Source organism: Streptomyces sp. NPDC007095 (assembly GCF_040634475.1).
GTDB lineage: Bacteria > Actinomycetota > Actinomycetes > Streptomycetales > Streptomycetaceae > Streptomyces.
Window position 1 is genome coordinate 1 of the sequence record NZ_JBEYFS010000143.1, and the last position, 23735, is coordinate 23735.

At 72.0% G+C, this 23735-nt stretch carries 22 protein-coding genes and 1 pseudogene; 6 read left to right on the forward strand and 17 right to left on the reverse strand.

Annotated features, from left to right (window positions below):
* Nucleotides 1-118 precede the first annotated feature (118 nt).
* The gene (locus ABZ656_RS37300) at nt 119-541 is read right to left on the reverse strand and encodes an ester cyclase (protein WP_067383410.1); all 423 of its coding nucleotides are present in this window, start codon (nt 539-541) and stop codon (nt 119-121) included.
* A 166-nt stretch (nt 542-707) separates the two neighbouring features.
* Between ABZ656_RS37300 and ABZ656_RS37305 the strand changes: the two genes are divergently transcribed.
* On the forward strand, nt 708-1775 hold the full coding sequence (locus ABZ656_RS37305; RefSeq protein ID WP_101403473.1) for a glucose-1-phosphate thymidylyltransferase: 1068 nt from the start codon (nt 708-710) through the stop codon (nt 1773-1775).
* Between the two features lie 29 nt (nt 1776-1804).
* Here the strand turns inward: ABZ656_RS37305 and ABZ656_RS37310 are convergent.
* Nucleotides 1805-1939 (reverse strand): annotated as a pseudogene (locus tag ABZ656_RS37310) (RNA-guided endonuclease TnpB family protein); the annotation flags it as partial.
* 72 nt (nt 1940-2011) lie between these two features.
* Between ABZ656_RS37310 and rfbB the strand changes: the two are divergent.
* Both rfbB and ABZ656_RS37320 read left to right on the forward strand, forming a co-directional pair.
* Complete coding sequence (gene rfbB / locus ABZ656_RS37315) at nt 2012-3004, forward strand: dTDP-glucose 4,6-dehydratase (RefSeq protein WP_360274155.1); 993 nt, start codon at nt 2012-2014, stop codon at nt 3002-3004.
* A gap of 132 nt (nt 3005-3136) precedes the next feature.
* Nucleotides 3137-3610: a carboxymuconolactone decarboxylase family protein gene (locus ABZ656_RS37320; RefSeq protein WP_101403471.1), complete on the forward strand. Its 474-nt coding sequence runs from the start codon at nt 3137-3139 to the stop codon at nt 3608-3610.
* Nucleotides 3611-3637: 27 nt separating this feature from the next.
* Here the strand turns inward: ABZ656_RS37320 and ABZ656_RS37325 are convergent, their stop codons facing one another.
* A complete protein-coding gene (locus ABZ656_RS37325; RefSeq protein ID WP_360274159.1) occupies nt 3638-4969 on the reverse strand; it encodes a hypothetical protein in 1332 nt (443 codons plus the stop codon).
* A 192-nt stretch (nt 4970-5161) separates the two neighbouring features.
* Between ABZ656_RS37325 and ABZ656_RS37330 the strand changes: the two genes are divergently transcribed.
* Nucleotides 5162-5803: a hypothetical protein gene (locus ABZ656_RS37330; protein ID WP_360274162.1), complete on the forward strand. Its 642-nt coding sequence runs from the start codon at nt 5162-5164 to the stop codon at nt 5801-5803.
* A gap of 77 nt (nt 5804-5880) precedes the next feature.
* Nucleotides 5881-6057: a hypothetical protein gene (locus tag ABZ656_RS37335; protein WP_177324283.1), complete on the forward strand. Its 177-nt coding sequence runs from the start codon at nt 5881-5883 to the stop codon at nt 6055-6057.
* A gap of 111 nt (nt 6058-6168) precedes the next feature.
* Here the strand turns inward: ABZ656_RS37335 and ABZ656_RS37340 are convergent, their stop codons facing one another.
* The 3 genes from ABZ656_RS37340 to ABZ656_RS37350 all read right to left on the reverse strand — a co-directional run bounded on the left by ABZ656_RS37340 (nt 6169) and on the right by ABZ656_RS37350 (nt 8938).
* Complete coding sequence (locus tag ABZ656_RS37340) at nt 6169-6615, reverse strand: NUDIX domain-containing protein (protein ID WP_101403468.1); 447 nt, start codon at nt 6613-6615, stop codon at nt 6169-6171.
* Between the two features lie 149 nt (nt 6616-6764).
* Nucleotides 6765-7379, reverse strand: a complete 615-nt coding sequence (gene rfbC / locus ABZ656_RS37345) for a dTDP-4-dehydrorhamnose 3,5-epimerase (RefSeq protein ID WP_075032259.1) — start codon at nt 7377-7379, stop codon at nt 6765-6767.
* A gap of 95 nt (nt 7380-7474) precedes the next feature.
* Nucleotides 7475-8938 carry a DHA2 family efflux MFS transporter permease subunit gene (locus ABZ656_RS37350; RefSeq protein ID WP_075032260.1) on the reverse strand — a complete coding sequence of 488 codons (1464 nt, stop codon included), beginning with the start codon at nt 8936-8938 and terminating at the stop codon, nt 7475-7477.
* A 151-nt stretch (nt 8939-9089) separates the two neighbouring features.
* Here ABZ656_RS37350 and ABZ656_RS37355 point away from each other — a divergent pair, with 151 nt between their 5' ends.
* A complete protein-coding gene (locus ABZ656_RS37355) occupies nt 9090-10286 on the forward strand; it encodes an RNA-guided endonuclease TnpB family protein (protein WP_360274167.1) in 1197 nt (398 codons plus the stop codon).
* A 268-nt stretch (nt 10287-10554) separates the two neighbouring features.
* On the opposite strand, the gene ABZ656_RS37360 is transcribed toward ABZ656_RS37355, so the two are convergent.
* The 11 genes from ABZ656_RS37360 to ABZ656_RS37410 form a co-directional block, all read right to left on the reverse strand.
* Entirely contained in the window at nt 10555-11025 is a 471-nt protein-coding gene (locus ABZ656_RS37360; protein ID WP_075032262.1) for a nuclear transport factor 2 family protein, read from the reverse strand.
* Nucleotides 11026-11132: 107 nt separating this feature from the next.
* Complete coding sequence (locus tag ABZ656_RS37365; protein ID WP_360274171.1) at nt 11133-11702, reverse strand: cupin domain-containing protein; 570 nt, start codon at nt 11700-11702, stop codon at nt 11133-11135.
* Nucleotides 11703-11746: 44 nt separating this feature from the next.
* On the reverse strand, nt 11747-13228 hold the full coding sequence (locus ABZ656_RS37370; protein WP_360274174.1) for an MFS transporter: 1482 nt from the start codon (nt 13226-13228) through the stop codon (nt 11747-11749).
* Between the two features lie 100 nt (nt 13229-13328).
* Complete coding sequence (locus ABZ656_RS37375; protein WP_101403463.1) at nt 13329-14237, reverse strand: TauD/TfdA family dioxygenase; 909 nt, start codon at nt 14235-14237, stop codon at nt 13329-13331.
* Between the two features lie 328 nt (nt 14238-14565).
* Entirely contained in the window at nt 14566-16191 is a 1626-nt protein-coding gene (locus tag ABZ656_RS37380) for an AMP-binding protein (protein ID WP_360274177.1), read from the reverse strand.
* A complete protein-coding gene (locus tag ABZ656_RS37385) occupies nt 16181-16834 on the reverse strand; it encodes a thermostable hemolysin (protein ID WP_075032267.1) in 654 nt (217 codons plus the stop codon). The genes ABZ656_RS37380 and ABZ656_RS37385 overlap by 11 nt, the downstream gene beginning before the upstream one ends.
* A 46-nt stretch (nt 16835-16880) precedes the next feature.
* Entirely contained in the window at nt 16881-18116 is a 1236-nt protein-coding gene (locus ABZ656_RS37390) for an FAD-dependent oxidoreductase (RefSeq protein ID WP_360274200.1), read from the reverse strand.
* Complete coding sequence (locus tag ABZ656_RS37395; RefSeq protein ID WP_101404141.1) at nt 18113-19105, reverse strand: aldo/keto reductase; 993 nt, start codon at nt 19103-19105, stop codon at nt 18113-18115. The genes ABZ656_RS37390 and ABZ656_RS37395 overlap by 4 nt, the downstream gene beginning before the upstream one ends.
* Nucleotides 19106-19301: 196 nt before the next feature.
* Nucleotides 19302-20156, reverse strand: a complete 855-nt coding sequence (locus ABZ656_RS37400; RefSeq protein ID WP_360274180.1) for an ester cyclase — start codon at nt 20154-20156, stop codon at nt 19302-19304.
* 72 nt (nt 20157-20228) lie between these two features.
* Nucleotides 20229-21362 carry a 3-oxoacyl-ACP synthase III family protein gene (locus tag ABZ656_RS37405; RefSeq protein ID WP_101403460.1) on the reverse strand — a complete coding sequence of 378 codons (1134 nt, stop codon included), beginning with the start codon at nt 21360-21362 and terminating at the stop codon, nt 20229-20231.
* A 2-nt stretch (nt 21363-21364) separates the two neighbouring features.
* The gene (locus ABZ656_RS37410) at nt 21365-23734 is read right to left on the reverse strand and encodes a beta-ketoacyl-[acyl-carrier-protein] synthase family protein (RefSeq protein ID WP_360274183.1); all 2370 of its coding nucleotides are present in this window, start codon (nt 23732-23734) and stop codon (nt 21365-21367) included.
* Between the last annotated feature and the right edge of the window lies 1 nt (nt 23735).

Consider the following 23735-nt stretch of genomic DNA (forward strand, 5'->3'; position numbering starts at 1 on the left):
CGGACTCACGCACGGACTCGCCGACGGGCTCACGCACGGACTCACGCACGGACTCACGCACGGGCGGCCCGGTGCGCACCTTGTGCGCGCCGGGCCGCCCGCCCGTGCCCGACGACGGCTACCGGCCGTCCTGGCCGGCGTGGATGTCGACGCCGAGCTGGCGGAACAGCCCCGCCATGTCCAGCTGGTCCCAGTGCTCGGCCAGCAGCCCGTCCTCGACCCGCCAGAAGTCGATCGACTGGAAGTTCAGCGGCCGCCCGGTGGCCTCGACGCCGAAGAACGTGCCCTGGTGGGTGCCCGAGTACTCGAAACGGCCGGCGATGCGGTCCCCCTCCACGACCAGGTCGTGGGTGACGACCTTGACGTCGGGGAACGCGGCGAAGATCTGCTCCCAGAACGCCGTGTTCGCCTCGATGCCGTCCTCCACGACCGGGTTGTGGTCGATGTGCCCGGGCGCGGTGTGCTCGCTCATGGTGCTCACGTCATGAGCGTTGATCATGTCGACGAAGCGCTGGACGAGTTCACGGTGGTTGTCTGCCATGCCTCAAGCCTTCCTGGACTCGCGTCACCGAAGCGGGCAGGCGCAGCCGCCCGCCCCGCCGTGTCACCCGAGGATCCCCACCGCCTCTCGAGCCGCCCTGGAGGGGGCCTGTGGGCACGGCCCATCCCCCATCCCGGCTCAAGTGCCCGCTCCTAGCCTCCCCTTCATGAAGGCTCTCGTACTCTCCGGCGGGGCCGGAACCCGCCTGCGCCCCCTCACCCACACATCCGCCAAACAGCTGGTGCCCGTGGCCAACAAGCCGGTGCTCTTCTACGGCCTGGAAGCGATCGCGGACGCGGGCATCACCGAGGTCGGGATCGTCGTCGGGGACACCGCCGACGAGATCATGCAAGCCGTCGGCGACGGCTCCAAGTTCGGCCTCACCGTCACCTACATCCCCCAGGACGCGCCGCTGGGCCTGGCCCACGCCGTCATCATCGCCCGCGACTTCCTCGCCGACGACGACTTCGTCATGTACCTGGGCGACAACTTCATCGTGGGCGGCATCTCCTCCCTCGTCGACGCCTTCCGCGCACAGCGGCCCGCCGCCCAGATCCTGCTCACCCAGGTCCCCGACCCGCGCCAGTTCGGGGTCGCCGAATTCGGCGCGGACGGACGGGTCATAGGACTGGAGGAGAAGCCCAAGGCCCCCAAGAGCGACCTCGCGCTGGTCGGCGTCTACCTGTTCACCCCCGCCGTGCACGAGGCCGTCCGCGCCATCACGCCCTCCTGGCGCGGCGAACTGGAGATCACCCACGCCCTGCAGTGGCTCATCGACCAGCAGCACGACGTACGCTCCACGACGATCTCCGGCTACTGGAAGGACACCGGGAACGTCGGCGACATGCTGGAGGTCAACCGCTCCGTCCTGGAGCACACCGAGCCGCACATCGAGGGCGACGTCGACGACGCCAGCGAGATCATCGGGCGGGTGCAGATCGACGAGGGCGCCCGGGTGAGCGGCTCGCGCATCGTGGGCCCGGCCGTCATCGGCACCGGCAGCGTGATCGCCGGCTCCTACGTCGGCCCGTTCACCTCCATCTCCCACGACTGCCGCATCACCGACAGCGAGATCGAGTTCTCCATCGTCCTGGACGGCTCCTCGGTGCGCGGCGCCCGCCGCGTGGAGGCCTCGATCATCGGACGCAACGTGGAGGTGACCCCCGCACCCCGGGTCCCCGCCGCCCACCGGCTCATCCTCGGCGACCACAGCAAGGTGCAGATATCGTCCTGACTTCTCCCCCTCGTGAACGAGGGGGATCCTCACGGCTCACGCCGTGGGGGTTCGTGCTCCGACGCCGACTGCCCGCCCGGAGTTCTCCGTTGAGGTCCTGCACCAGCTCCACACGCGGACACTGCCGGCCCGGCAGCCAGAAGGTTCTTCGCCGCGTTCACGTCGCTCCTCGCCCTGCTCCGCAGGAGTCCGTTTCCTCTCCGCCCTGAAGAGCGGAGTATCCACGGAGGGATCAGATGACCACCACACGCATCCTCGTCACCGGCGGAGCGGGGTTCATCGGCTCGCACTACGTACGCACCCTGCTCGGCCCGGGCGGCCCCGGCGGCGTCGAGATCACCGTCCTGGACAAACTCACCTACGCCGGCAACCCCGCCAACCTCGACCCGGTCCGCTCCCACCCCGCCTTCCGCTTCGTGCACGGCGACATCTGCGACACCCGCCTCGTGGCCGAACTCGTCGCCGGCCACGAGCAGATCGTGCACTTCGCCGCCGAGTCCCACGTCGACCGCTCCATCCTCGGCGCCGCCGAGTTCATCACCACCAACGTGCTGGGCACCCAGACCCTGCTGGACGCCGCGCTGCGCCGGCCCGGCGGCCCGGCCCGCTTCCTGCACGTCTCCACCGACGAGGTCTACGGCTCCCTGGCCGAGGGCTCCTGGCCCGAGAGCGACCCGCTGCGCCCCAACTCCCCCTACGCCGCCTCCAAGGCCTCCTCCGACCTCGTCGCCCTCTCCTACCACCGCACCCACGGCCTGGACGTCCGGGTGACCCGCTGCTCCAACAACTACGGCCACCACCACTTCCCCGAGAAGGTCATCCCCCTGTTCGTCACCAACCTCCTCGACGGACACCGCGTCCCGCTGTACGGGGAGGGGCTCAACGTCCGGGACTGGCTGCACATCGACGACCATGTGCAGGGCCTGGAACTGGTGCGCACCGGCGGCCGGCCGGGCGAGGTCTACAACATCGGCGGCGGCACCGAGCTGAGCAACAAGGAACTGACCACCCTGCTGCTCGACCTCGCCGGGGCGACCTGGGACAGCGTCGAGCACGTGCCCGACCGGCTCGGCCACGACCTGCGCTACTCGGTGGACTGCGCGAAGATCTCCCGCGAGCTCGGCTACCGCCCCCGCAAGGACTTCGCCCAGGGCCTGGCCGAGACCTTCGCCTGGTACCGCGACCACCGCACCTGGTGGGAACCCCTGAAGCACAAGGCCGCCCTTTGAACCGGTGAGCGCGCCCCAGGGAGGGCGGGACCGGGCCGTGAGAAGACGGGCTTTTTTTCCCGGTGCTGTCACATCCTGCCGGGCTGGTCCGTCAGGGAGGTGTAACCACCGCCAACGGCACAGGAGCTCACCATGGATGCCCGCTTGAACCTCTTCGGCAACCCGGTCGCAGGCAAGGTCCTGAGGCACATCAACTCGGCAGGCAAGGCGGTCTCGGACTCCACGCTGCCGGCCGCGACGCAGGAACTGGTGAAGATCCGCGCCAGTCAGATCAACGGCTGCGGTTTCTGCACCGACATGCACACCAAGGACGCCGCGCACGCCGGGGAGACCCCGGTGCGCCTCCACCTGGTCGCGGCCTGGCGCGAGGCCACGGTCTTCACCGACGCCGAGCGCGCCGCCCTGGAGCTGACCGAACAGGGCACCCGCATCGCGGACGCGGCCGGCGGGGTCACGGACGAGGCCTGGGCGAACGCCGCCAAGCACTACGACGAGGACCAGCTCGCCGCGCTGGTCTCCCTCATCGCCCTCATCAACGCCTACAACCGCGTCAACGTCCTCGTCCGGCAGCCCGCCGGCGACTACCAGCCCGGCCAGTTCGGATGACCGGGCGCCCGTTGCGGCACGGGACCGTCACGGGACGTACTCCACGGTCACCGGGGCTGTGTTGTTGTCCTGGTCCGGGTCGGCGGCGGGACCGGGCGGGACCGTGACGCTGCCGCGGGCCCCCTCGACGCGCTTGTCGATACGCACCAGCAGGACGACGGCGTAGGGCTCGCCCCCCGGCCCGCAGGCGACGGGACCGCCCTTCGCCGGGCCCCTTCGGCAGTAGGAGTCCTCGCTCTGCAGGTCTTGCGGCGGCCGGGTGACGAGGCTGACGCCGTCGGGGAGCGTCACCCACATCGTGTCGCCCCGGTAGCCCCTCGGATACGGCACCTCGGTCCGGACCTCCTCGCCCACCCTGCCCCGGATGGTGAAGCCGACGGCCTCCACGTCGTCGACCCGCGTGGTCTCGAAGTCCAGTGCCCCGGCGGCTCCCCGGCTCCTGCTCGACTCGCTCCCGGTGAACGCGCCGCCGTCCACCGGCCGAAGCCGCAGCACTTCACCGGTGCCGCGCACAGCCCGCCCGGGAAGCTGTGACGGACCGTCGATATCGGCGGTGGGCCACACGCTGTAGTGCAGGCTGCCGCTCCTCGTGTCCTGGCCGGTCACGGCGATGACCGGATGGTCCGTCTCGTACGCCGTCCCCGCGGGCAGCGGGCCGGGAAAGTCGCACTGTGCCTCGGTGGCCGCTGCCGCCTTGTTGTAGCGGCAGTTGCCGTACCGGGGCAGCAGGGTGCTGCCGTCCGCCACCACCACGACGGTGATGCCACCGTCGACACCGGTGTCCCCCCGATTGCCGAAGGCGGGTGTCAGCCGCACCTCGCCCCCGGGGCGCACCCCCGTCAGTTTCCTGTTCCGGGTGGTCAGATACGGCGAGCCGACCATCACCCGGGTGGTGTGCCGGATGGTGGGCGCGTCGGCGCTGTGCACGGTCACCACGATAAATCCGGCCGGGCCGGAGGCCGTACCGGGCTTCGGCTTCACCTGGAAGGGAAGGAAATCAGCTCCCTCCCCGTACTTGATGTCCGGCAGCGCGCAGGTCACGCGAAAGCCCGAACGGGCGCAGCCGTAGCCCTTGTTCTCCCCCCAGATGTCAGCCTTCCCCTTGAAGACGGACAGGTCGAAATCCGCCTCGACCTGCCTGGCGAACCCCTGGCTCCCTCCGGACGGGGCCGCGGCCGCCGCCAGGCGGATCCGGTATTCGGGAGCCCAGGGGGCATGGCCGGGCGCGGTGTAGCGCGGCAGGTAGAACGTGTTCAGCACGGACCGGAACGTCAGCACGGCCCCGGGCGGCTGCGCCGGGTGACGGGTTTTCAGGACGACGGCGCCTGCCCCGGCCGCCGCCAGTACCACTGCACACACCACGGCCGCATACCGCCGCTTCCTGTCCGCCCACCACGCCCTCATACCGCATCAGACGTACCGGACGCCGGATGGTTGTGCGAGGGAGAGGGCGAAGGCGGAGGCTCCGACAGACACGCCCGCGCCTCAGGGGCGCGGGGGCGCGGGCGTGTCACTTGCCCCGGCGGTCAGGGCTAGGAGGTCTTGGTCGGCTTGGCGGTCACGGTCGGGTGCGCCGTCCTCGTCTTCGAGGGAGTCGGCTTCGGCTTCGGCGAGTACTTGTGCGTCTTCGACGGAGTCGGCTTCGGTTTGTGGGTCTTCGACGGCGACGGCTTCGGCGAATACTTGTGCGTCTTCGACGGAGTCGGCTTCGGTTTGTGGGTCTTCGACGGCGACGGCTTCGGCGAATGCTTGGTGGTCTTCGTCGGCGACGGCTTGGTGGTCTTCGTCGGCGACGGCTTGGTGGTCGTCGTCGGCGCCGGCGCGGTGGTCGTCGTCGGCGCCGGCGCGGTGGTCGTCGTCTTCGACGTCTCCGACGCCGATGTCGAAGGTGTCGCTGCAGGTGCGGCCGGATGCTGGGATCCGGTGGCCGCTACCGCGATACCGCCCGCTGCTCCCCCGGACAGCAGGGCCGCTGTCAGGGTTCCTACGGCGAAGGTGCGCCCCCAGTGGCTGCGGAATGTGTCATTCACGATGTTCTCCCATCTTGAACAACTGCCCCATTGGTCACTGTCGGCCTCAACCGAGGTTAGGTCGGTGCCCCCCGATCGGCGACCGGAGCACATCGGTTCGCACTTTCAACAGAAGTGGCGGGTGCCCGTGCGCGTCCGCACTCCCCGGGCGGGCAGGATTTGACGCCCCCCTCGCCTCCCGCCTGCGGAACAGTGGCCTCCACCACAGCGTGCGGGGTCCGCGCCTGATCGACCGGCCGGATGCTGATCAAATTCTCCGCGCCCTCCCGTTCCGGCCTCGCCCTGTACTGGTTCGTCATGGCCGGAGGGTGGGCCCGGGGCGGCATCGGTCTCGCGTTTCTCGCCGTCGCGGCCCTGCGGATCCACCTCCTGCGCCATGAGTGGAGATCCCGCCAGGCCGCGAGAGGAAGCGTGTGAAGCCCTGCGCCGAGCTCGCTCCAACCTGCGGACAGGGCAGGCCGGTTCACACCCGGCGGCCGTCGGCGGCCAGGCTCCTGGCAGAGGGGTTCCTGGTGCCGGCCGCCGAACTCAGCGTGCCGGATCCGCCAGGTCGGCCAGGTCGGTCCCGGCCGTCACCGCGTCGCGCAGCAGTGCGGCGATCTCCTCCGGCTCCAGGCTGAGGGCGTCGAGCGCTCGGATGCTCAGCGGGACTTCCTCGAGCCGGTACTCGCCGCGGTCCGGGTCGGCGAACTCCGGACCGGTGCGGTCCGCCTCGGACCATGAACGAATACGGGCCAGGTAGAAGTACTGGCGCTGGTGCGCGTCGGCCAGCACCTGCAGCAGACCCGTGATCTGCGGCTCGGCGCCGGTCTCTTCGCGTATCTCACGGACCAGGGCCGCGCGCAGGCCCGGATCGTCCGGTTCGACGTGCCCGCCGGGAAACACCCGGTAGGGCGTCGCGCCCGGCCAGGTGCGCCGGATCAGCAGCAGCCGGCCGGCGGGCGTGAGCAGTACCGCCCGGACACACTCGATCACCGCACCTCCCGCCGCCGGCGCCACCCGTCAGGTCATCGAATCAGTCTGCGCGGGCCCGCGCAGCCGGTTGCCCGGGATGCCGGGCGGGCAGCGCGCCGACGCCCGGGCCAGCTGCGTCGGCTGCGGACTCCCGTACGGCGGTGACCCGGTTACGGGCGGCGGGCGGCGGGGGCCGCGGGGTGGTAGGAGGCGAGGGCCTGTTCGTAGGTGGGCAGCAGGCCGCGGGCGGCGGCCTCGGAGAGGCTGGGGGCGTGGGTGTCCTTGTCGGAGCGGATGAGTTGTCCGGTGGTGTTCCAGGGGATGCCGATGTCGGGGTCGAGGGCCTGGATGTCGACCATGGTGCCGGGCACGTACTCCTCGGAGCACAGGTAGTTCATGCAGGTGTCGTCGCTCAGGGCGAGGAAGGCGTGGCCGAGGCCGTCGGCGAGATAGACGCCGATGCCGGAGCCGGCTTCCTGCAGGGTGGTGTCGAACATACCGAACGTCGGGGAGCCGACGCGCAGGTCGACGACCACGTCCAGGGCGGCGCCGCGCACGCAGGTCACCAGTTTCGCCTGGCCCGGCGGCAGGGTGGTGCCGTGGATGCCGCGCAGTGTGTTGCGCCGGGAGACGGAGAAGTTGACCTGCCGGACGGTGAACGGCTGGCCGCTCGCCGCCGTCAGGCCGCCCAGCCGCCAGGCCTCGAAGAACAGGCCCCGGTTGTCCGGCAGTTGCGACGGGGTGATCCGGAAGGCGTCGCGGACCTTCATCTCCTCAATGGCCATGCGTCCTCGGTTCGTCGGGGCGTCAGGGGCGCCGGTTCGTGGGACGGCGCCGGGGCCGGCGCCACCCGTGGGGTGACGCCGGCCCCGGGGCCAGGTCAGTGCAGGGGGGCCGGTGCACTCTCCTGCGCGGGGGCGGCCTGTGCGACGGGGGTGCTCGCGGCGGCGCGCCTGCGGGAGGGGGCCAGCAGCATGGCGAAGGTGGCAAGCGCCACCGCGGTGGCGCCCACCCACATGGCGGGCACCAGGCCGTCGACGAAGTTGCGCGGTGAGGCGTAGCCGCCGTTGGCGCTGAAGATGGAGGCGAGCAGGGCCACGCCGAGGGCGGCGCCGACCTCGCGGGTGGCGGCGGTGACGCCGGAGGCGATGCCCTGTTCGTGTTCGGCGACCGAGCCCATGGTGAGGTTCATCAGCGGGGCGTAGAACAGGGCCATGCCGGCGCCGCAGATCATCAGGGAGGGCAGCTGGGCGGCGTAGGAGACGTCCGGCTTGAGGACGAACGCCCAATAGACCATGCCGGCGGTCATCATGGCGAGGCCGAGGGTGACCACGGGTTTGCCGCCGATGCGGTCGGAGACCATGCCGCCGATGGGGGCGACCACCATCGGCATGGCGGTCCAGGCCAGCAGCCGTACGCCGGCCTGCATGGCGGTGTAGCCCTGGATGTTCTGCAGGAACTGGGTCATCAGGAAGATCGCGCCGAACATGCCGACCGACATGAGGGCGCCGGCCAGGTTGATCGCGGTGAACGCGCGGTTGCGGAACATCCGCATCGGCACCATCGGGTGTTCGGTGCGGTTCTCCCACACCACGAACAGGGCCATCACTGCGGTGCCGCCGATCAGTGCGCCCAGGACCTGCGGGGATGTCCAGCCGTCTCCGTGGCCCTTGATCAGGCCCAGCACGATGCCGAACAGGCCCAGGCTGGCCAGGGCGGTGCCGACGGCGTCCAGGCGGGAGTGGGCGATGCGGCTCTCGGCGAGCTTGCGGAAGGACAGCGGGGCCAGGGCCAGGCCGATCGGCACGTTCAGCCAGAAGATCCACTGCCAGGACAGGTGCTCGACGATGGCGCCGCCCACCAGCGGGCCGGCGGCGATGGACAGTCCGTTGACGGCGCCCCAGATGCCCAGGGCCGCGCCGCGTTTCTCGGCGGGCACGGCGGCGGTCAGCAGGGTCACCGACAGCGGCATGATGATGGCCGCGCCGACGCCCTGGACGGCGCGGGCGGCGACGAGTTCGTTGATGCCGGGCGCGAGGGCGGCGGCCGCGGAGGCGGCGGTGAACAGCAGCAGGCCCAGGCTGAAGACCTTGCGGCGGCCGAAGCGGTCGCCGAGGGCGGCGCCGAACATCATCAGGACCGCGAAGGACAGGGTGTAGGCGTTGACCGTCCATTCCAGGTCGGTGAGGCTGCCGCCGAGTTTCTCGCGGATGGTGGGCAGCGCCGTGATGATGACGAGGTTGTCCAGTCCCGCCATGAACGAGGCGAGGCTGGTGGTGAGAATGGCCCAGAAGACCACCCTCTTGGTTTCACCGCCCGGGGATGGGGGGTTGACGGTGCTCATCTGATCCCTCCGTGGATACTCCGCCCTTCAGGGCGGACAGGAAATGGACTCCTGCGGAGCAGGGCAGGGAAAGACGATCCGCTGCCAGGGCGGATCGTCGTTCGCGGCCAACTACCCGCAGATAGCCACTAGTCGATGCGATAGTTTGTGAGTGACCACTCACGTGAAGCGGGCGTTCAAGTACCGCTTCTGTCCGACGGATGCGCAGGCAGCGGAGCTGTCGCGCACGTTCGGGTGCGTGCGGAAGGTCTACAACCTGGCGCTCGCCGCCCGTACCCAGGCGTGGGCGACCCATCAGGAGCGGGTCACCTACAACGCCACCTCCGCGATGCTGACGGCGTGGAAGAAGACCGGGGAACTGGCCTACCTGAACGAGGTGTCCTCGGTCCCCCTCCAGCAGGCGCTGCGGCACCTGCAGACGGCGTTCACCAACTTCTTCGGCAAACGGGCGAAGTACCCGCGCTTCACGTCGCGCAAGACGTCGCGCAGGAGTGCGGAGTACACCACCAGCGCATTCCGCTTCCGGAACGGTGAGCTGCGGCTCGCGAAGATGAGCGAGCCTCTGCGCATCGTGTGGTCCAGGCCGCTGCCCGAGGGAACGAAACCGTCCACCGTGACGGTCTCGCAGGACAGCGCGGGCCGCTGGTTCGTGTCCCTGCTGTGCGAGGACCCGTCCGTCAAGCCGCTCCCGGCCACCGGTCAGGCCATCGGTGTCGATGTCGGCCTGAACCACCTGCTGACCCTCTCCACCGGAGAGAAGATCACCAACCCCCGGCACGAGCGCCGGGACCGTGCCGCTCTCGCCAAGGCCCAGCGCAACCTTGCCCGCAAGGCCAGGGGCGACGGCGCCAACCGCAGGAAAGCCCGGCTCAAGGCCGCGAAGATCCACGCCCGGATCGCTGACCGGCGCCGCGACACGCTGCACAAGCTGACCACTCGGCTCGTTCGTGAAAACCAAACGATCGTGATCGAGGACCTGACCGTGCGCAACATGGTCAAGAACCGGAAACTGGCCCGCGCCATCAGCGACGCGGCGTGGAGCGAGTTCCGCAGCATGCTGGAGTACAAAGCCCAGTGGTACGGGCGCGAAGTGATCGCGGTGGACCGGTGGTTCCCCTCCTCCAGGCTGTGCTCCGCCTGCGGCACCCTGCGGGACACGATGCCGCTGAACGTCCGCACCTGGACGTGCGACTGCGCAACGACCCACGACCGGGACGTGAACGCGGCGCACAACCTCCTGGCCGCCGGGCTGGCGGTGACAGTCTGTGGAGCTGGTGTAAGACCTCAACGGAGTACTCCGGACGGGCAGTCGGCAACGAAGCAGAAACCCTCACGGCGCGAGCCGTAAGAATCCCCCCTCCTTCAAGAAGGGGAGAAGTCAACCGAGCATCCTTTCTGGAGTCGTGCGAGATGCTCATCGCCGTGACCGGTCCGGCCCGCGGCGCCCTGGTGCCCGCGCCCGCGCGCGGGCCGGTACGGCGCCGTCGACGCTACGGACGCCTGCTCAAGTCCTCCTCGAGCCCCGCTCGGCACACGCGGGCGCGGCGCGGCGGGGCCCGGATACCGGTGGCCGGTATCCGGGCCCCGCCGCGCCGCGCCCGCGGAGAGGGAGGGGGTCAGGCGAGCTGGCGCTGGAAGGTGGCGATGTCGAAGTAGAGGGTCTCGTCGATCAGGACGTCGCCGTCGAAGTGGAAGAAGACGGCGACGGGGGCGTCGATGGACTTGCCGCGGTTGGGGATGCCGCGCCAGTCGGCCTCCTGCTTGCCGCGGGCCTGTGCCTCGAGGATCACGGCGGTGGGTGTGTGGTGCACGTGGTGCAGTTCGTGCTCGAGGTCGGGGAAGGCGGCCTTGAGGTCGGCGAAGTAGCCCTTCTTGATGGCTTCTTCGCCGATCAGCGGGCCTTCTTCGAAGGCCTGGATGCGGTAGACGCCGCCGCGCGGGAAGGTGGCCAGCACGCCGTCGATGTCCCAGGCGATCTCGGCGACCGTGTGCTGCAGGACGACCGCCTCGCGCTTCTTGCGCAGTTCGGCGTCGGGCTGCGGGAGATCCGCGCCGGGCAGGGTGAATTCGTGTGCTTCGGTGGCCATGACCATTCCTCCACGCATCGGCCGTATGTCGGTTGGGGCCGACGCTAGGGCGCACGGCTCGCTGCGCCCTGGTGTCCGGCTCGAACCCCGGGCGTTTGCCGGTGTGTTCAGGCGGTGGGCTGGAGGGTCGCGGTGTTCTGGGGCGGGCGGTAGGTGGGGCGGTAGCCGCAGGCCAGGGAGAGCGGGGAGAGCAGCAGGCACAGGGCCGTGTCGAGGGGGTAGGGGCGGCCGGTGACGACGCGGTACTCGTCGCGGAAGGCGAGGGCGAGCAGCGGCATCTGCAGGCGGGGGGTGCCGTCGGGGCGCAACCGGCCTTCGTTGGTCAGGCCCCAGAGGGTCTCGAAGACGGTTTCGGTCCGGTAGGCGGGGGTGGTGCGCCAGATGACCCGGGTGGGTTCGGGGCCGGGGTTCCACATGGAGTGGACGGCGCCCGGCGGGATGTAGAAGTCGGCGCCTTGTTCGTACTCGTGCAGGACGCCGTCGAGCTGGAGGTGGAGGCGGCCGCTCTTGAGGCGCATGTGTTCGGTCTGGCGGGGGTGGTAGTGCTGGGGCGGTTTGATGACGGCGGGGGCGTATTCGACTTCGACTTCGACGAAGGCGCCGTCGGTTTCGGCGGCGGTGGTCAGGAAGGTGAGCTTGTCCTTGCCGAGGTGGAGGGTGTCTCCGGGGCGTGCCATGGGCCTCTCCGTGTCCGTTGGGGGGCTGGGGGGTTGGGGGGTGGTCAGGCGGTGCGGGGGCCGGCCGGGGCGGGGGCGCGGCGGTGGCGGGGCAGTCCGAAGTAGGCGGTGAGCAGGTTGAGGACGCCGATGCCGGTGGCGATCCAGAAGCCGAGGTGGAGGCCGTCCAGCCAGGCCAGGGCGGGGGCGGTGTGGTGGGTGAGGTCGTGGGTGGTGCGGGTCAGGGCGCTGGTGGCGACGGTGGCCACGCCGAGTGAGGCGCCGACCTGGAAGGCGGCGACCAGGACGCCGGAGGCGATGCCCTGCTGGCGGGCGGGGATGTCGGAGACGCCGTGCACGTTGACGGGGATGCCGCAGCACTGCATGGACGCGCCGAGGATGAGCAGGGCGGGCAGCAGGTGCAGCAGGTAGGTGCCGCCGGCCGGGGCCTGGGTGAGCAGGAGGAGGCCCAGCACGGAGCCGGCGGCGCCGGCGAGGTAGACGGGGCGGGGGCCGGCCTTGTGCATGATGCGGGTGGCGGGGGCGGTGACGAGGATGGCGACGACGCCCAGCGGCAGGAACGCGAACCCGGACTTGAGGGTGGAGTAGCCCAGGGTGCGCTGCAGGTAGTAGCTGCACAGGAAGAGCACGGACGCCTGTACGCCGCTGGTCAGGACGCGGCCCAGGCCCGCGGTGGCCAGGGAGCGGGTGGCGAACAGGTGCAGCGGCATCAGCGGGTCGGGGGTGCGGCGTTCGATCAGGACGAACGCGGCGAGCAGGGCGAGGGAGGCGGCGGCCGGGGCCAGGACGTAGGGCGTGGAGGTGGCGCCGTGGTCCTGGATGTTGACGATGGCGTAGACGAGGGCGGCCAGGCCCGTGGTGACGGTGACGGCGCCGGCGATGTCGGGGCGCGAGCCGCGGATGCGGGTCTCGGGGCGGCCCCGGGACAGCAGCAGGACGCCGGCGACGGCGACGATCCCGAAGGGCAGGTTGATGTAGAAGATCCAGCGCCAGCTGAGGCTGTCGGTGATCAGGCCGCCGGCGATGACGCCGAGGGTGCCGCCGAGGCCGGCCAGCGCGGCCCACACGGCGAGCGCGGTGGTGCGTTCGCGGCCCTTGGGGAAGGTGGTGGTGACCAGGGACATCGCGGCCGGTGAGAGGAAGGCGGCGCCGCAGCCCTGCAGGGCACGGGCGGCGATCAGCAGGCCGGCGCCCTGGGCGAGTCCGCACAGCAGGGAGGCGGCGGTGAACAGCAGGGCGCCGAGCAGGAAGGTGCGGCGCCTGCCCCAGCGGTCGGCGGTGCGGCCGCCGAGCAGCATGAGGCCGCCGAAGCACAGGATGTAGGCGGTCAGCACCCATTCGACGGCGGTGGCGCCGGCCTTGAGGTCGGCCTGGATGGCGGGCAGGGCGAGGTTCACCACGGTGGTGTCGAGGAGCACCATGAACTGGGCGAGGGCGACGAAGACGAGCAGGCGCCAGCGGCGGGGATCCGCGGCGGCGGGTGCGGTGTCCGTCGTGCGGGGGGCGGCGGTGTGGTCGGTGGTCATGGATCCCTCTCGGATGGATCTGTCTCCCGCCCCCTTGCCCTCTCCTCCTCCTGCTGCTTCTTCTTGCGTCGGCGGGGTGGGGGCGGGAGGGGCGGCCCGGTCAGGCGGCGGGTGCCTCGATGTAGCTGAGGGCGTTGTAGATGGTGCGGTCGGGGTCGGTGATGGCGCGCCGGCCGTGCATGACGCGGGTGTTGTCGATGACGGCGGCGTCGCCGTCCTGCCAGTCGAGGTTCTCGGTGAGGCGGGCGGTCACCTCTTCGACCTCGGCCAGCAGCTGCGGGGACAGGGCGGTGCCGTCGGCGAAGGTGATGGTGGGCTTCTCGTAGTTGAAGGAGGGGCCCAGGATGCTGTTGGCGAAGGAGGGGCGCGGCCCGAACACGGTGGTGCCGGCCGCGGGGGTGGTGAAGGAGTAGCGCACCCCGCCGTCGTCCTGCGGCACGATCTCGGTGCCCGGCAACTGGCCTGCCAGCGCGAGGAGTTCTTTGACGTCGATCTCGTCGGCGGGCTTGGTGCGGCCCAGCAGGTGGTGGGCCATCGCCCGCCACTGCGGCTCGGCGACGTAGCGGCTGTAGACGATGTCCTGGGCCGCGAACGCGGTGCGGGCCTGGGGGCTGAGGGCGTCCCAGACGCGGTAGCCGTCGCAGACGGTGGTCTGGGAGCCGGAGGAGGCGGCCTTCTCGCAGAAGAACCAGGCGAGGTGGGAGCGGAAGGGGCTGTTGCCGTTCTCGGTGTGCAGGCCCACCTCGTCGAAGCCGGCGTCGACCTTCTGGGCGACCTCGGAGTAGAAGTCGCGGGCGGGGTCGAGGGTGGTGGAGGTGGAGGTGTGCTGCACCAGGGCGGTGAAGGCGTCCATGTCCGCGCCGAAGCCGCGCAGCAGCAGGAAGCCGGCCTGGGAGAGCAGGTCGCGCAGTTCCTTGGGGTCGATGCCGTCGAGGCCGCCGGGACCTGCGGGTTCGACCAGCAGGCCGCTGCCGGTGCCGTAGGGGGTGGTCTTCATAGCCGTGCTCATCTGGATTCCTCCGTGGATACCCCAGCCTTCGGGCTGGGGAGGAAACGGACTCCTGCGGAGCAGGGCAGGGGAAGACGATTCGCCGCCAGGGCGGATCGTCGTTCACCAGCGACTGCCCGCGGATGTAGTGGCGTTGCCACGCTCGGCCGGTGACAACCAAGCCGGCCGGGCCTACCGCCGGGCTGGCGGGATGTCAGGTCTGTGGAGCCGGCGTAAGACTGCTGGGCGTACCGACGTCCCCCGCCGTTGATTCGGGGCAGCTGCTGTCCGAGAAGCAGAAAGCTCCACCCGCGAGGGAAGAATCCCCCTGCTTCAGCTGGGGGAGATGTCAAGCCTTCTCCTTGGTCTCGCCGCCGCGGGGGGCCGGGGTGCGGGGCTGGTCGAGGACGTGCGCGCGCACGACGTCGCGGCGGGGGCGTCCGGTGACGGTGAAGCAGGTGGCGTAGGCGGGGTCGTCCTCGGACATGAGGTGGACGACGGCGGCGCGTTCGATGCCGGAGAGTTTTCGCCGGCCGAAGTCGGTGATCTCGCGGCGGGCGGTTGCGGGGTCGAGGCCGGCGTCGATGACGAACAGGCCGTGGACCTGGTCGAGGCCGTCGGCGACGACGGCGGCCTCGCGGACGAAGCCGAGTTCGCGGTAGCGGGCCTCGACCCATTCGGGGGCCACGTTGCGGCCGCCCGCGGTGATGACGAGGTTCTTCTTGCGTCCGGTGATGCGCAGATAGCCGTCGGCGTCGATCTCGGCGAGGTCGCCGGTGTGCAGGCGGCCCTGGTCGTCGACGACGACGCTGGAGGGGTCCTCGCGGGTGTAGCCGGCGAACAGGGAGGTGCTGCGGATGAGGAGTTCGCCGTCCTCGGCGAGTTCGGCCCGCACGTGGTCCAGGGGGCGGCCGACGGTGCCGAAGCGGACGGCGCCGGGGAAGTTCCAGGACACCACGGAGGAGTTCTCGCTCAGTCCGTAGCCCTCGTGGACGGTCAGTCCGTAGGCGTCGAGGCGCTGGAGGATCTCCGGGGGGACGGGGGCGCCGCCGCAGGCGATGAAGACCGGCCCGTCGTGTCCGAAGATCCGCCGGTGGCGCTCGGGGATGCTCTCGGCGGGCTGCTGGTCGCACAGGGCGAGGAAGAGGCCGGCGACGGTGGGCGGCACGACCAGGGCGGTGGGGCGGGCCGCGCGCAGCAGGGTGAGCATGCGGGGGGCGGCGTCGGCGGCGGTGCCGACCAGGGCGGTGCCCGGCGGCAGGAAGGACACCGAACCGCCTGCCAGGAAGGGCATGTAGAGGCCGGCGACCTGCTCGATGAGGAGGCTGAGCGGGACGATGGACAGGTAGCGCTCGAAGATCTCCGGGCGGGTGCGGGCGCGCAGCGAGGTGAGGAGTTCGTCCAGGCCGTGGCGGCGGATCTGGACGCCTTTGGGGGCGGAGGTGGTGCCGGAGGTGTGGATGACCTTGACGATCTGGTCGTGTGCGGGGATCTGCGGGGGTGCGGTGGGGCGGGGTGCGCGGGTGAGGTCGGGCAGGTCGAGGGCAACGGCGGGGCAGCCGTCGGGGAGGACGGGCTGGGGGGTGCCGGTGCGCCAGCGGGCCAGGGCGGCTTCGCCCGCGGCGTCGGTGAGGCACAGGTCGGCGCTCTGCAGGAGGGAGGCGGCCTGCTGGGCGGTGAAGGCGGTGGGGACGGGGATCTCGACGGCGCCGGCGAACAGGGCGGCCAGGTCGGCTACGACCCATTCGGGCGAGTTCTCCGCGAGCAGCCCCACCCGGGCCGGCCGGCCCAGCACCTGGGCCCGTTCCTGGAGCCGGGTGGCCAGCGCGAGGGCGGCGCCGGTCAGGTCGCGGTAGCTCCAGGCGGTGGGCGGCGAGCCGTCGGCGGCCAGCACGCGGACCATGACGGCGTCGCTGCCGGCCCGCTCCAGGAGTCCCTGGGCGAGGCAGAGGCGGGTGGGGGTGTCAGGCGGCACGGGTGAGCACCCCCTGCTGCGGGCGGTTGCTCAGCAGCCGCATGTCGACCGAGGTGAAGCAGTAGCGGCCGATGGCGGCCAGCAGCAGGGTGGACTGCTCGGCGGCCTCGGCGTAGCCGACGACGGGCCGGGTGTCGTAGTAGGAGCCCCAGGCGGCCCGTTCGCCTTCGGGCAGGCGTTCCGCGCTGGCGTCGGCCAGGGGGTGGAAGACGCAGCCCAGGCGCTGCATGAGGGCGGCGAGCCGGCCGGTCATGGTCATCACCGCGTACGGGCGGCCCAGGCAGGCCATGATCAGCGGGATCGCCTTGATGATCTCGGCGCCGGCGGCGGCCCGTACCGAGGCGATGGAGCCGATCTGCAGGACCTGGGAGCGTTTGACGGGGGCGCCCACGGCCCGGGTGATGACGTCTTCGACGGGGGCGTCGAGGTAGCGCTCGAGCAGGATGCTCTCTTCCTCGGGGAAGGACAGGCCCGCGCAGGCGAGGACTTCCTCCTGGCCGTCGGCGGCGGTCTCGAAGAAGGCGAGGAAGCCGTCCGGGTCGGGCGAGATGCTCGCCTGGTACTGCTTGGCGAACACCAGCCGGGCGAGGTCCGCGGCGGTCTGCCAGTCCGGGGTGCCGCGCTCGGACAGGGTGATTCTCATGTGTGCTGCGCTCCCTAACAGGGTGGGGTGGGACGCGAAGGGCTGCTCATCGCCCGAGCGCCGCGGAGCGGTGTGCCGCCGGGCGGGCGTTCACGGCGAGTTGGGCGGCCCGCAGGGCGCTGTTGATGGAGGTCTCGGCGAGGATGCCGGGGGCGGCGACGCTGTCGCCGGCCAGGTACACGCCGTCCCCGCGGTCGACGGCGGGCCGGTCCCGCCAGCTGAGGCCGGGCAGGTCCAGGGCGCCGGTGCGGCCGCGGGAGACGCCTTCGCGGCGCCACAGGAGGCGGGTGCGCCAGCCGGGGGTGGTCAGGTCGAAGAGTTTCTCCAGCCGGGCCAGGGCGTCGGCCTTCGACTCGCCGGGCCGCAGCGGCATCTGTCCCTGGAAGAGGGCCTGGCCGTTGGGGGCGAGGGAGGGGTCGTGGTCGGAGTACTGGGAGGTGAAGCCGCCCTCGTCCATGTCGAAGGAGACGTTGCCGTCCTTCTTGGAGTGGGTGACGGCCATGTCCAGCAGGGCGGCGGTGCCGCTGGGCCACTCGAGGCCGGGGTCGCGAAGCAGGCTGCGTGCGGAGGCCAGCGAGGTCGCCACGATCACCGGTCCGCCGGCGGGCAGTTCGCTCAGCCGTGAGCCGGTCTCGATGACCACGCCGCGGGCGCGGGCGACGCGTTCCATGCGGGCGATCAGCGCGCCCCAGCCGCCGGTGAAGTAGCGGCTGGGCAGCGGGAAGCGGGGGGTGCCCACGCGCAGCAGCCGCTCCCACACGAAGGCCGCCGACAGCCGTCCGGGGTCGCCGTCGAAGAGGATCGGGCCGAGGAAGCCGAGGGCCTCGTTCACGGTCTGCTGGGCGAAGCGTTCACTGGCCCAGTCCTGGAAGGAGCGGTCGACGGGTACCTCGATGCCGCGGTGGCGCCAGGTCATCTTCATGTAGCCGGACGGCAGGGTCATCCGCAGCCGGCCCTGGTGGCGAAAGCGCATCCGGGTCCACTCGTGGAAGGACAGCCGCACGTAGCGGCCGGCCAGTCCGCGCTGCAGCAGCCAGTGCCAGGCGTCGCCGTTGTCGAAGAAGGTGTGCGGCCCGTCGTTGGTGACGTAGGGGCCGGCGGCCGAGCGGGCGCGGCCGCCGGTGTGGGAGTGGGCCTCGTGGACGGTGACGCGGGCGCCCTGTTCGGCGGCGGAGATCGCCGCGGTCAGGCCGGCCAGTCCGCCGCCGATGATCGTGATGTTCGCCATGGTTATCGCACTCACTTCGCCTTCGAAGGCCCGCGGGCCGGGGTCGGGGGTCAGCCGTCGAGGGTGGCCATGGCACCGACGGGGTAGCGGTCGCCCGCCGTGGAGCCGTGGGGGGCGATCTCGTCGAGGGCCGCGAGGTCGTCCGCGCTCAGCTCGACGGCGGAGGCGGCGAGGTTCTCTTCCAGGTAGGTGACGCGTTTGGTGCCGGGGATGGCGACGACGTCGTCGCCCTGGGCGAGCACCCAGGCCAGCGCGAGCTGTCCGGCGGTGATCTTCTTGGCGGCGGCCAGCGCCTGCAGCCGCTCCACGATGTGCAGGTTCGTCTCGAGGTTGCCCTGCTGGAAGCGGGGCACGACGCGGCGGAAGTCGTGTTCGGCGAGGGCGTCGAGGCTGCGGATGGCTCCGGTGAGCAGGCCGCGGCCCAGCGGGCTGTAGCCGACGAAGCCGATGCCCAGCTCGCGGACGGCCGCAAGGACGCCGTTGGCCTCGACGTCGCGGGTGGACAGGGAGTACTCGGTCTGTACGGCGGTGAGCGGGTGCACGGCGTGGGCGCGGCGGATGGTGGCGGCGGATGCCTCGCAGATGCCGAGGTGGCGCACCTTGCCGGCGGTGACGAGGTCGGCGAGTGCGCCGGTGGATTCCTCGACGGGGACGGCGGGGTCGACGCGGTGCAGGTAGTACAGGTCGAGGCGGTCGGTGCCCAGCCGGCGCAGGGTGGCGTCGATGGAGGTGCGGATGTAGTCGGGGCGGCCGTTGAGGCGGCCGGTGATGGTGCCGTCGGCGGTGACTTCGTTGCCGACCTTGGAGGAGACGGTGATGCTGTCGCGGCGGCCGGCGATGACGCGGGCGACGAACTCCTCGTTGCTGTGCGGGCCGTAGAAGTCCGCGGTGTCCAGGAGGTTCACGCCCAGTTCCAGGGCGCGGTGCGCGGTGCGCAGGGCCTCCTGGTCGTCGGCGGGCCCGTAGGCGAAGGTCATGCCCATGCAGCCGAGTCCCTGCTCGGAGACCTCCAGCCCCTGGCTGCCGAGTTTTCGTTGCCGCATCATCGGTTCCTTCCTGAGCCGTGCACGGGGCGGTTGTCGTCTAGCAGTGACCGTCTAGCAGTGACAGTGTCGATGTCTTTGCTAGAGAAGTGGTGGGGTGCCGGTTCCCCGGTGCTCGGACGGCAGTCAGCCGGCGGTGGTCAGCCGGCGGTGGTCAGCCGGCGGTGGTCAGCCGGCGGTGGTCAGCCGGCGGTGGTCAGCCGGCGGTGGTCAGTTCGCTGGTGACGGACATCCAGGTGTGGCCTGCCGGGGCGGCGTCGGCGGCGAGGTGGGTCCACGGGTCGGTGCCCAGCACCGCGGCCGCTTCCTGGCGCAGCCAGGAGTCGAAGGGGTCGGCGGAGGCCGCCAGCCGGCGGGCGGCGCCCTGCGGGTCGCGGGCCTCGATCCGGTGGACCAGCACGTCCTGGCCGCCCAGGGGCTGGAGGGCGAAGGACTCCTGGAGGATGCCCGCGCGGCGCCGGGAGGCCTCGTAGGCGCGCAGCCGCTTGCCGGCGAGCTCGGTCTGAAGGGCGCGCCAGGCGCCGGCGGCGCCGGGCGGCAGCGGCAGCAGGGCGCCGGCGCTCGTGACGGTGCGGCGGGCGGCGTTGCGGGCGGCGGGGGCGAGCCGGCGCAGGCCGAGGACGGCCAGCATGTTGGACTCCACGCCGATGCCCCAGCGTTCGGCGATCAGGCCGTCGGCCAGCAGCCGCCACACCACGACGCCGGTGAACTCGATGGCCTGTCCGGTGGGCGGTGCGCCGAGGAAGTCGCCGAGGTGGGTGCCGCGCCAGGTGTTGTGGATGACGACGTGGTCGCCGTGGGCGCTCATGTCCTCGATGGTCACGTGCAGGTCGGGGAAGCCCTCGCGCAGGCCGGCGATGGTGTAGCGGACGCCTTCGAGGCCTTCGGGGGCGCCGGGCAGCGGCTGGTGGTCGACCATGTGGGGGCTGTAGATCTCGTCGACGACGGAGAAGTCGCCCTGGTTGACGAAGGCGTCGAAGACCCGGCGGATGGTCTTCTTGTTGCGTTCCTCCACGCTGCGGGCGGTGCGCTCCGTCTCTTGTATCGACACGTTCTCTCGTCCTTCGGTCTCGGCGCCCCGCGGGTGCGGGGGCGCAGGGGCGGGGTCGGGGGCGCGGGGCGGTCAGTGGCCGGGGAAGGGGGCGTCCCAGGTGAGGGTGAGGCCCGCGTACAGGTAGCGGCTGGCCTCGATGGCCAGCAGCAGGACGGTGTCGCCGGGGCGGATGCGGCCCTCGCGCCAGCCGGCGTCGAGGGCGAGGGGGACGGCGGCGGAGCCGGTGGCGCCGACGTCGGTGAGGTTCTCCACGATGGTTTTGCTCAGGGTGGCCTGGTCGGCGGCCGACAGCCCGGCGGCGGCGTACTCGCTCGCGAAGTACTCGGCGTTGCCCTCGGGCAGCACGCACGCGTCGAGGTCGGCCAGGGCCAGGCGGGAGCGGGTGAGCAGGTCGTGGATGCCCTCGACGAACACGCGGGGGCCGAACTGGGCGGTGCCGGGGATGTCGAGGCGGATGTCCATCAGGCGGGGGCGGCGCTGCTGTTCGGCGAGGGGGGCGTCGGTGCCGCCTCCGACGATGAGCATGCCGGGTTTGCGGGCGCCGCCCAGGGAGCGGGTGGCGAAGACGGGGCGGCGGCGGCCGTGGGCGGAGCCCTCCTCGCCGGCGCGCAGCACCAGGGCGCCGGCGCCGTCGCCGAAGGTGTAGACGGTCAGCCGGTCGCGCATCCGTACGCGTTCGGGGTCGCGGCCCAAAAAGACGGGGGCCAGCAGCGGGGAGACGGCTTCGGCGCCGATGACCAGGGCGGTGGTGTAGGTGCCGTCGGCGAGCAGGCGGCGGGCGATGTCGTGGGCCTGGACGGCGCCCACGCAGCCGGCGCGGACCTCGATGACCGCGCAGTCCTCCAGGCCGAGCTGCTGCTGGACGTAGGTGGCGGCGACGGGCAGGAGGTAGTCGGGGCTGGCGGTGGACAGGACGATCAGGTCGATCTCGCCGGCCTGGACGCCGGCCCGCTCGAGGGCCTGGCGGGCGGCGGCGGTGGCCATCCGCGAGGTGCTGGTGGTGTGGGCGCCGGTGGCCGGGTCGACCATCCAGTGCCGGCGCTGGACCTGGATGCCGTCCAGGACGTCGGCGGGCAGCGGGCCGCAGAAGCGGGCCAGGGTGTCGTTGTCGAGGGCCTCGCCCGGCAGGTGGGCGCCGGTGGCCAGGACCGAGACATGGCGTGCGCGGGGTTCGGCGGGCGGGGCTGCCGGGGTGTGGGGCATGGTCAGTTCTCCGTTGCGGGACGCAGGACGAGGCTGATGTGGGTGCCGCCGAGTGAGGAGCTGTTGATGAGCACCGGGCCGGCCGGGATGCCGCCGGCCGGGGTGCTCCAGGCGGTGAGGGCGAGGAGGGCGGCCAGCTGGGCGCCCGCGCCGACCGGTTCGCCCAGGGTCTGTTTGGGGGTGTGCACCGGGCAGCCGGCCTCGGCGGCCAGCCGTGTGGTGGCGAGGGCCTCGGGGGCGTCCGCGCGGGTGAGGCCGGCGGCGTTGGCCCAGATGCCGGTCAGCTCGCCGGGGGTGAGGCCGGCGTGGGCGAGGGCGGCGCGCATGGCGCGCTCGACGCCCTCCCCCTCGCCGTTCCAGCGGCCGATGCCGGCCGCGTCGCCGGCGGCGGCGTGGCCGGCGAACTCGGCCAGGATGCGGGCGCCGCGGGCGCGGGCGCTGGATTCGCGTTCCAGGACGAGGGCGATGCCGGCCTCGGCCAGGGTGTAGCCGGCGTCGTCGAACAGCGGCAGCTGGCGGTAGGCGGCCAGCACGCCCGGGGAGAGGTCCTCGACCGCCGGGCACAGCACCGCCTCGGCGCGGTGTTGCAGCAGCAGGTCGTGGGCGACGGTCAGGGCGGAGGCGCCGGCGGCGTGGCCGGTGGTGACGGTGGAGGTGGGGCCCTTGGCGCCGACGTGCATGGCGACCTGGCCGGCGGCGGCGTTGAAGACGGTGTTGGGGAAGACGGCGGGGCTGCCGTGGGCGGGGCAGCCGCCCAGCACCGGCAGCAGGAAGTCCTCGATGCTGCGCATCGGTCCCAGTCCGGTGCCCAGGACGACCCCGGTGTGCTCGTCGGCCTCGAGGCCGGCGTGGGCGAGGGCGGCGCGGCAGGAGGCGACGGCGAGCTGGGAGAGGCGGTCCATGCGGCGCCGGTCGCGGGCGCCGATGTGGGCGGCGGGGTCGAAGACGGCGCGGGCGACGCGCAGGCCGTCCTCGTCGGTGCCCAGCCGCCGCCCCTGCCGCCAGGCCTCCCACAGCGCTTCCAGGCCTTCGCCGGCGGGGGTGAGGGCGGCGCCCCCGGTGATGACGACCTTCTCGGCGGCGGGCGGGGCGGGGACGGTGAAGCGCCGTCCGGAGGGCCAGCCGAAGGCGACGCAGGCGTTGGCGCCGGCGAAGGCGAAGTTGTTGGACAGGGCGGCGTTCATGGCCAGTTCGCGGCCGGTGTCGGGGACCGCGTCCAGGCCGCACTTGGGGTCGGTGCCGGTGAAGTTGGCGGTCGGCGGGGCGGTCTGTTCGACCAGGGCCTTGACGGTGACGATGGCCTCGACCGCGCCGGCCGCGCCCAGCAGGTGGCCGATCATCGACTTGGAGCTGCTCAGGGCGGTTTTCTGGGCGGCCTCGCCGAACGCGGCGCGTACCGCGTTGGACTCGGCGGAGTCGTTCTTGGGGGTGCCGGTGCCGTGGCCGTTGATGTAGCCGACGTCCCCCGGGGTGATGCCGGCGGCCTTCAGGGCGCCGCGGATGGCGCGGGCGGCGCCCTCGCCCTGGGGGTGCGGGGCGGTGGCGTGGTAGCCGTCGGCGGACAGGCCGTAGCCGAGGACCTCCGCCAGGACGGGGGCGCCCGCGGCGCGGGCCACCGATTCCTCGGCCAGCACCAGCATGCCCGCGCCCTCGCCCAGGGACAGGCCGTCGCGGTCCTTGGAGTAGGGGGCGGCGGGTTTGGCGGACAGCGACTGGAGGCTGGTGAAGCCGGCGAACGCGGTCTCGGTGAAGGCGTCGCTGCCGCCGGCGAGCATCGCGTCCGCGCGGCCTGCGGCGATCGCCTCGGCGGCGTGCGCGATGGCGTGCGCGCCCGAGGCGCAGGCGGTGTTGACGGACAGGGCCGGTCCCTTGAGAGCGAAGGCGGCGCTGAGTGCCTCGGCGATGGCCTGCGGCGGGACCAGCAGGTAGTGCAGGGCGTCGTCGGGCAGGGTGGTGCCCTCGCGGCTGCGGCGGGCGAGTTTCTCGGCGCTGCGCAGGCCGCCGTTGCAGGAGCCGAACGCCACTCCCCAGCGTTCGGCGGGCAGGCCCGCGAGGCCCGCCTGCTGGAGGGCTTCGGCGGCGGCGGTCAGCGCGAAGTCGACGGCCGGTTCTCGCTCGCTGCCGCCGAAGGCGGCCAGGTAGTCGTAGGCGGGCCGGGACAGGGGAGGCACTTCGCCGCCGATGGCCGTGCCGTAGCCGTCCATCGGCATACCGGTGACCGGGCCGATGGCCGAATGCCCGGCCCGGATGCCCTCCCACAGCGCGGCGGCGCCCTCGCCCTGGGCGGTCACGGCGCCGACGCCGCAGACCACCACGGTCCGGGGCCGGGCCGCGGTGTCCGGCCGTACGGCGCGGTCGTGGACGTCGGTCATG

What these genes read in the sequence shown, in the direction of transcription:
- ABZ656_RS37365 (WP_360274171.1), bottom strand. Translation starts at nt 11,702, where the DNA reads ATGGCACGCCCCGGAGACACCCTCCACCTCGGCAAGGACAAGCTCACC.
- ABZ656_RS37410 (WP_360274183.1), bottom strand. Translation starts at nt 23,734, where the DNA reads ATGACCGACGTCCACGACCGCGCCGTACGGCCGGACACCGCGGCCCGG.
- ABZ656_RS37305 (WP_101403473.1), top strand. Translation starts at nt 708, where the DNA reads ATGAAGGCTCTCGTACTCTCCGGCGGGGCCGGAACCCGCCTGCGCCCC.
- rfbC (WP_075032259.1), bottom strand. Translation starts at nt 7,379, where the DNA reads ATGGCCATTGAGGAGATGAAGGTCCGCGACGCCTTCCGGATCACCCCG.
- ABZ656_RS37320 (WP_101403471.1), top strand. Translation starts at nt 3,137, where the DNA reads ATGGATGCCCGCTTGAACCTCTTCGGCAACCCGGTCGCAGGCAAGGTC.
- ABZ656_RS37335 (WP_177324283.1), top strand. Translation starts at nt 5,881, where the DNA reads ATGCTGATCAAATTCTCCGCGCCCTCCCGTTCCGGCCTCGCCCTGTAC.
- ABZ656_RS37300 (WP_067383410.1), bottom strand. Translation starts at nt 541, where the DNA reads ATGGCAGACAACCACCGTGAACTCGTCCAGCGCTTCGTCGACATGATC.
- ABZ656_RS37360 (WP_075032262.1), bottom strand. Translation starts at nt 11,025, where the DNA reads ATGGCCACCGAAGCACACGAATTCACCCTGCCCGGCGCGGATCTCCCG.
- ABZ656_RS37395 (WP_101404141.1), bottom strand. Translation starts at nt 19,105, where the DNA reads ATGCGGCAACGAAAACTCGGCAGCCAGGGGCTGGAGGTCTCCGAGCAG.
- ABZ656_RS37405 (WP_101403460.1), bottom strand. Translation starts at nt 21,362, where the DNA reads ATGCCCCACACCCCGGCAGCCCCGCCCGCCGAACCCCGCGCACGCCAT.
- ABZ656_RS37375 (WP_101403463.1), bottom strand. Translation starts at nt 14,237, where the DNA reads ATGAGCACGGCTATGAAGACCACCCCCTACGGCACCGGCAGCGGCCTG.
- ABZ656_RS37350 (WP_075032260.1), bottom strand. Translation starts at nt 8,938, where the DNA reads ATGAGCACCGTCAACCCCCCATCCCCGGGCGGTGAAACCAAGAGGGTG.
- ABZ656_RS37385 (WP_075032267.1), bottom strand. Translation starts at nt 16,834, where the DNA reads ATGAGAATCACCCTGTCCGAGCGCGGCACCCCGGACTGGCAGACCGCC.
- ABZ656_RS37370 (WP_360274174.1), bottom strand. Translation starts at nt 13,228, where the DNA reads ATGACCACCGACCACACCGCCGCCCCCCGCACGACGGACACCGCACCC.
- rfbB (WP_360274155.1), top strand. Translation starts at nt 2,012, where the DNA reads ATGACCACCACACGCATCCTCGTCACCGGCGGAGCGGGGTTCATCGGC.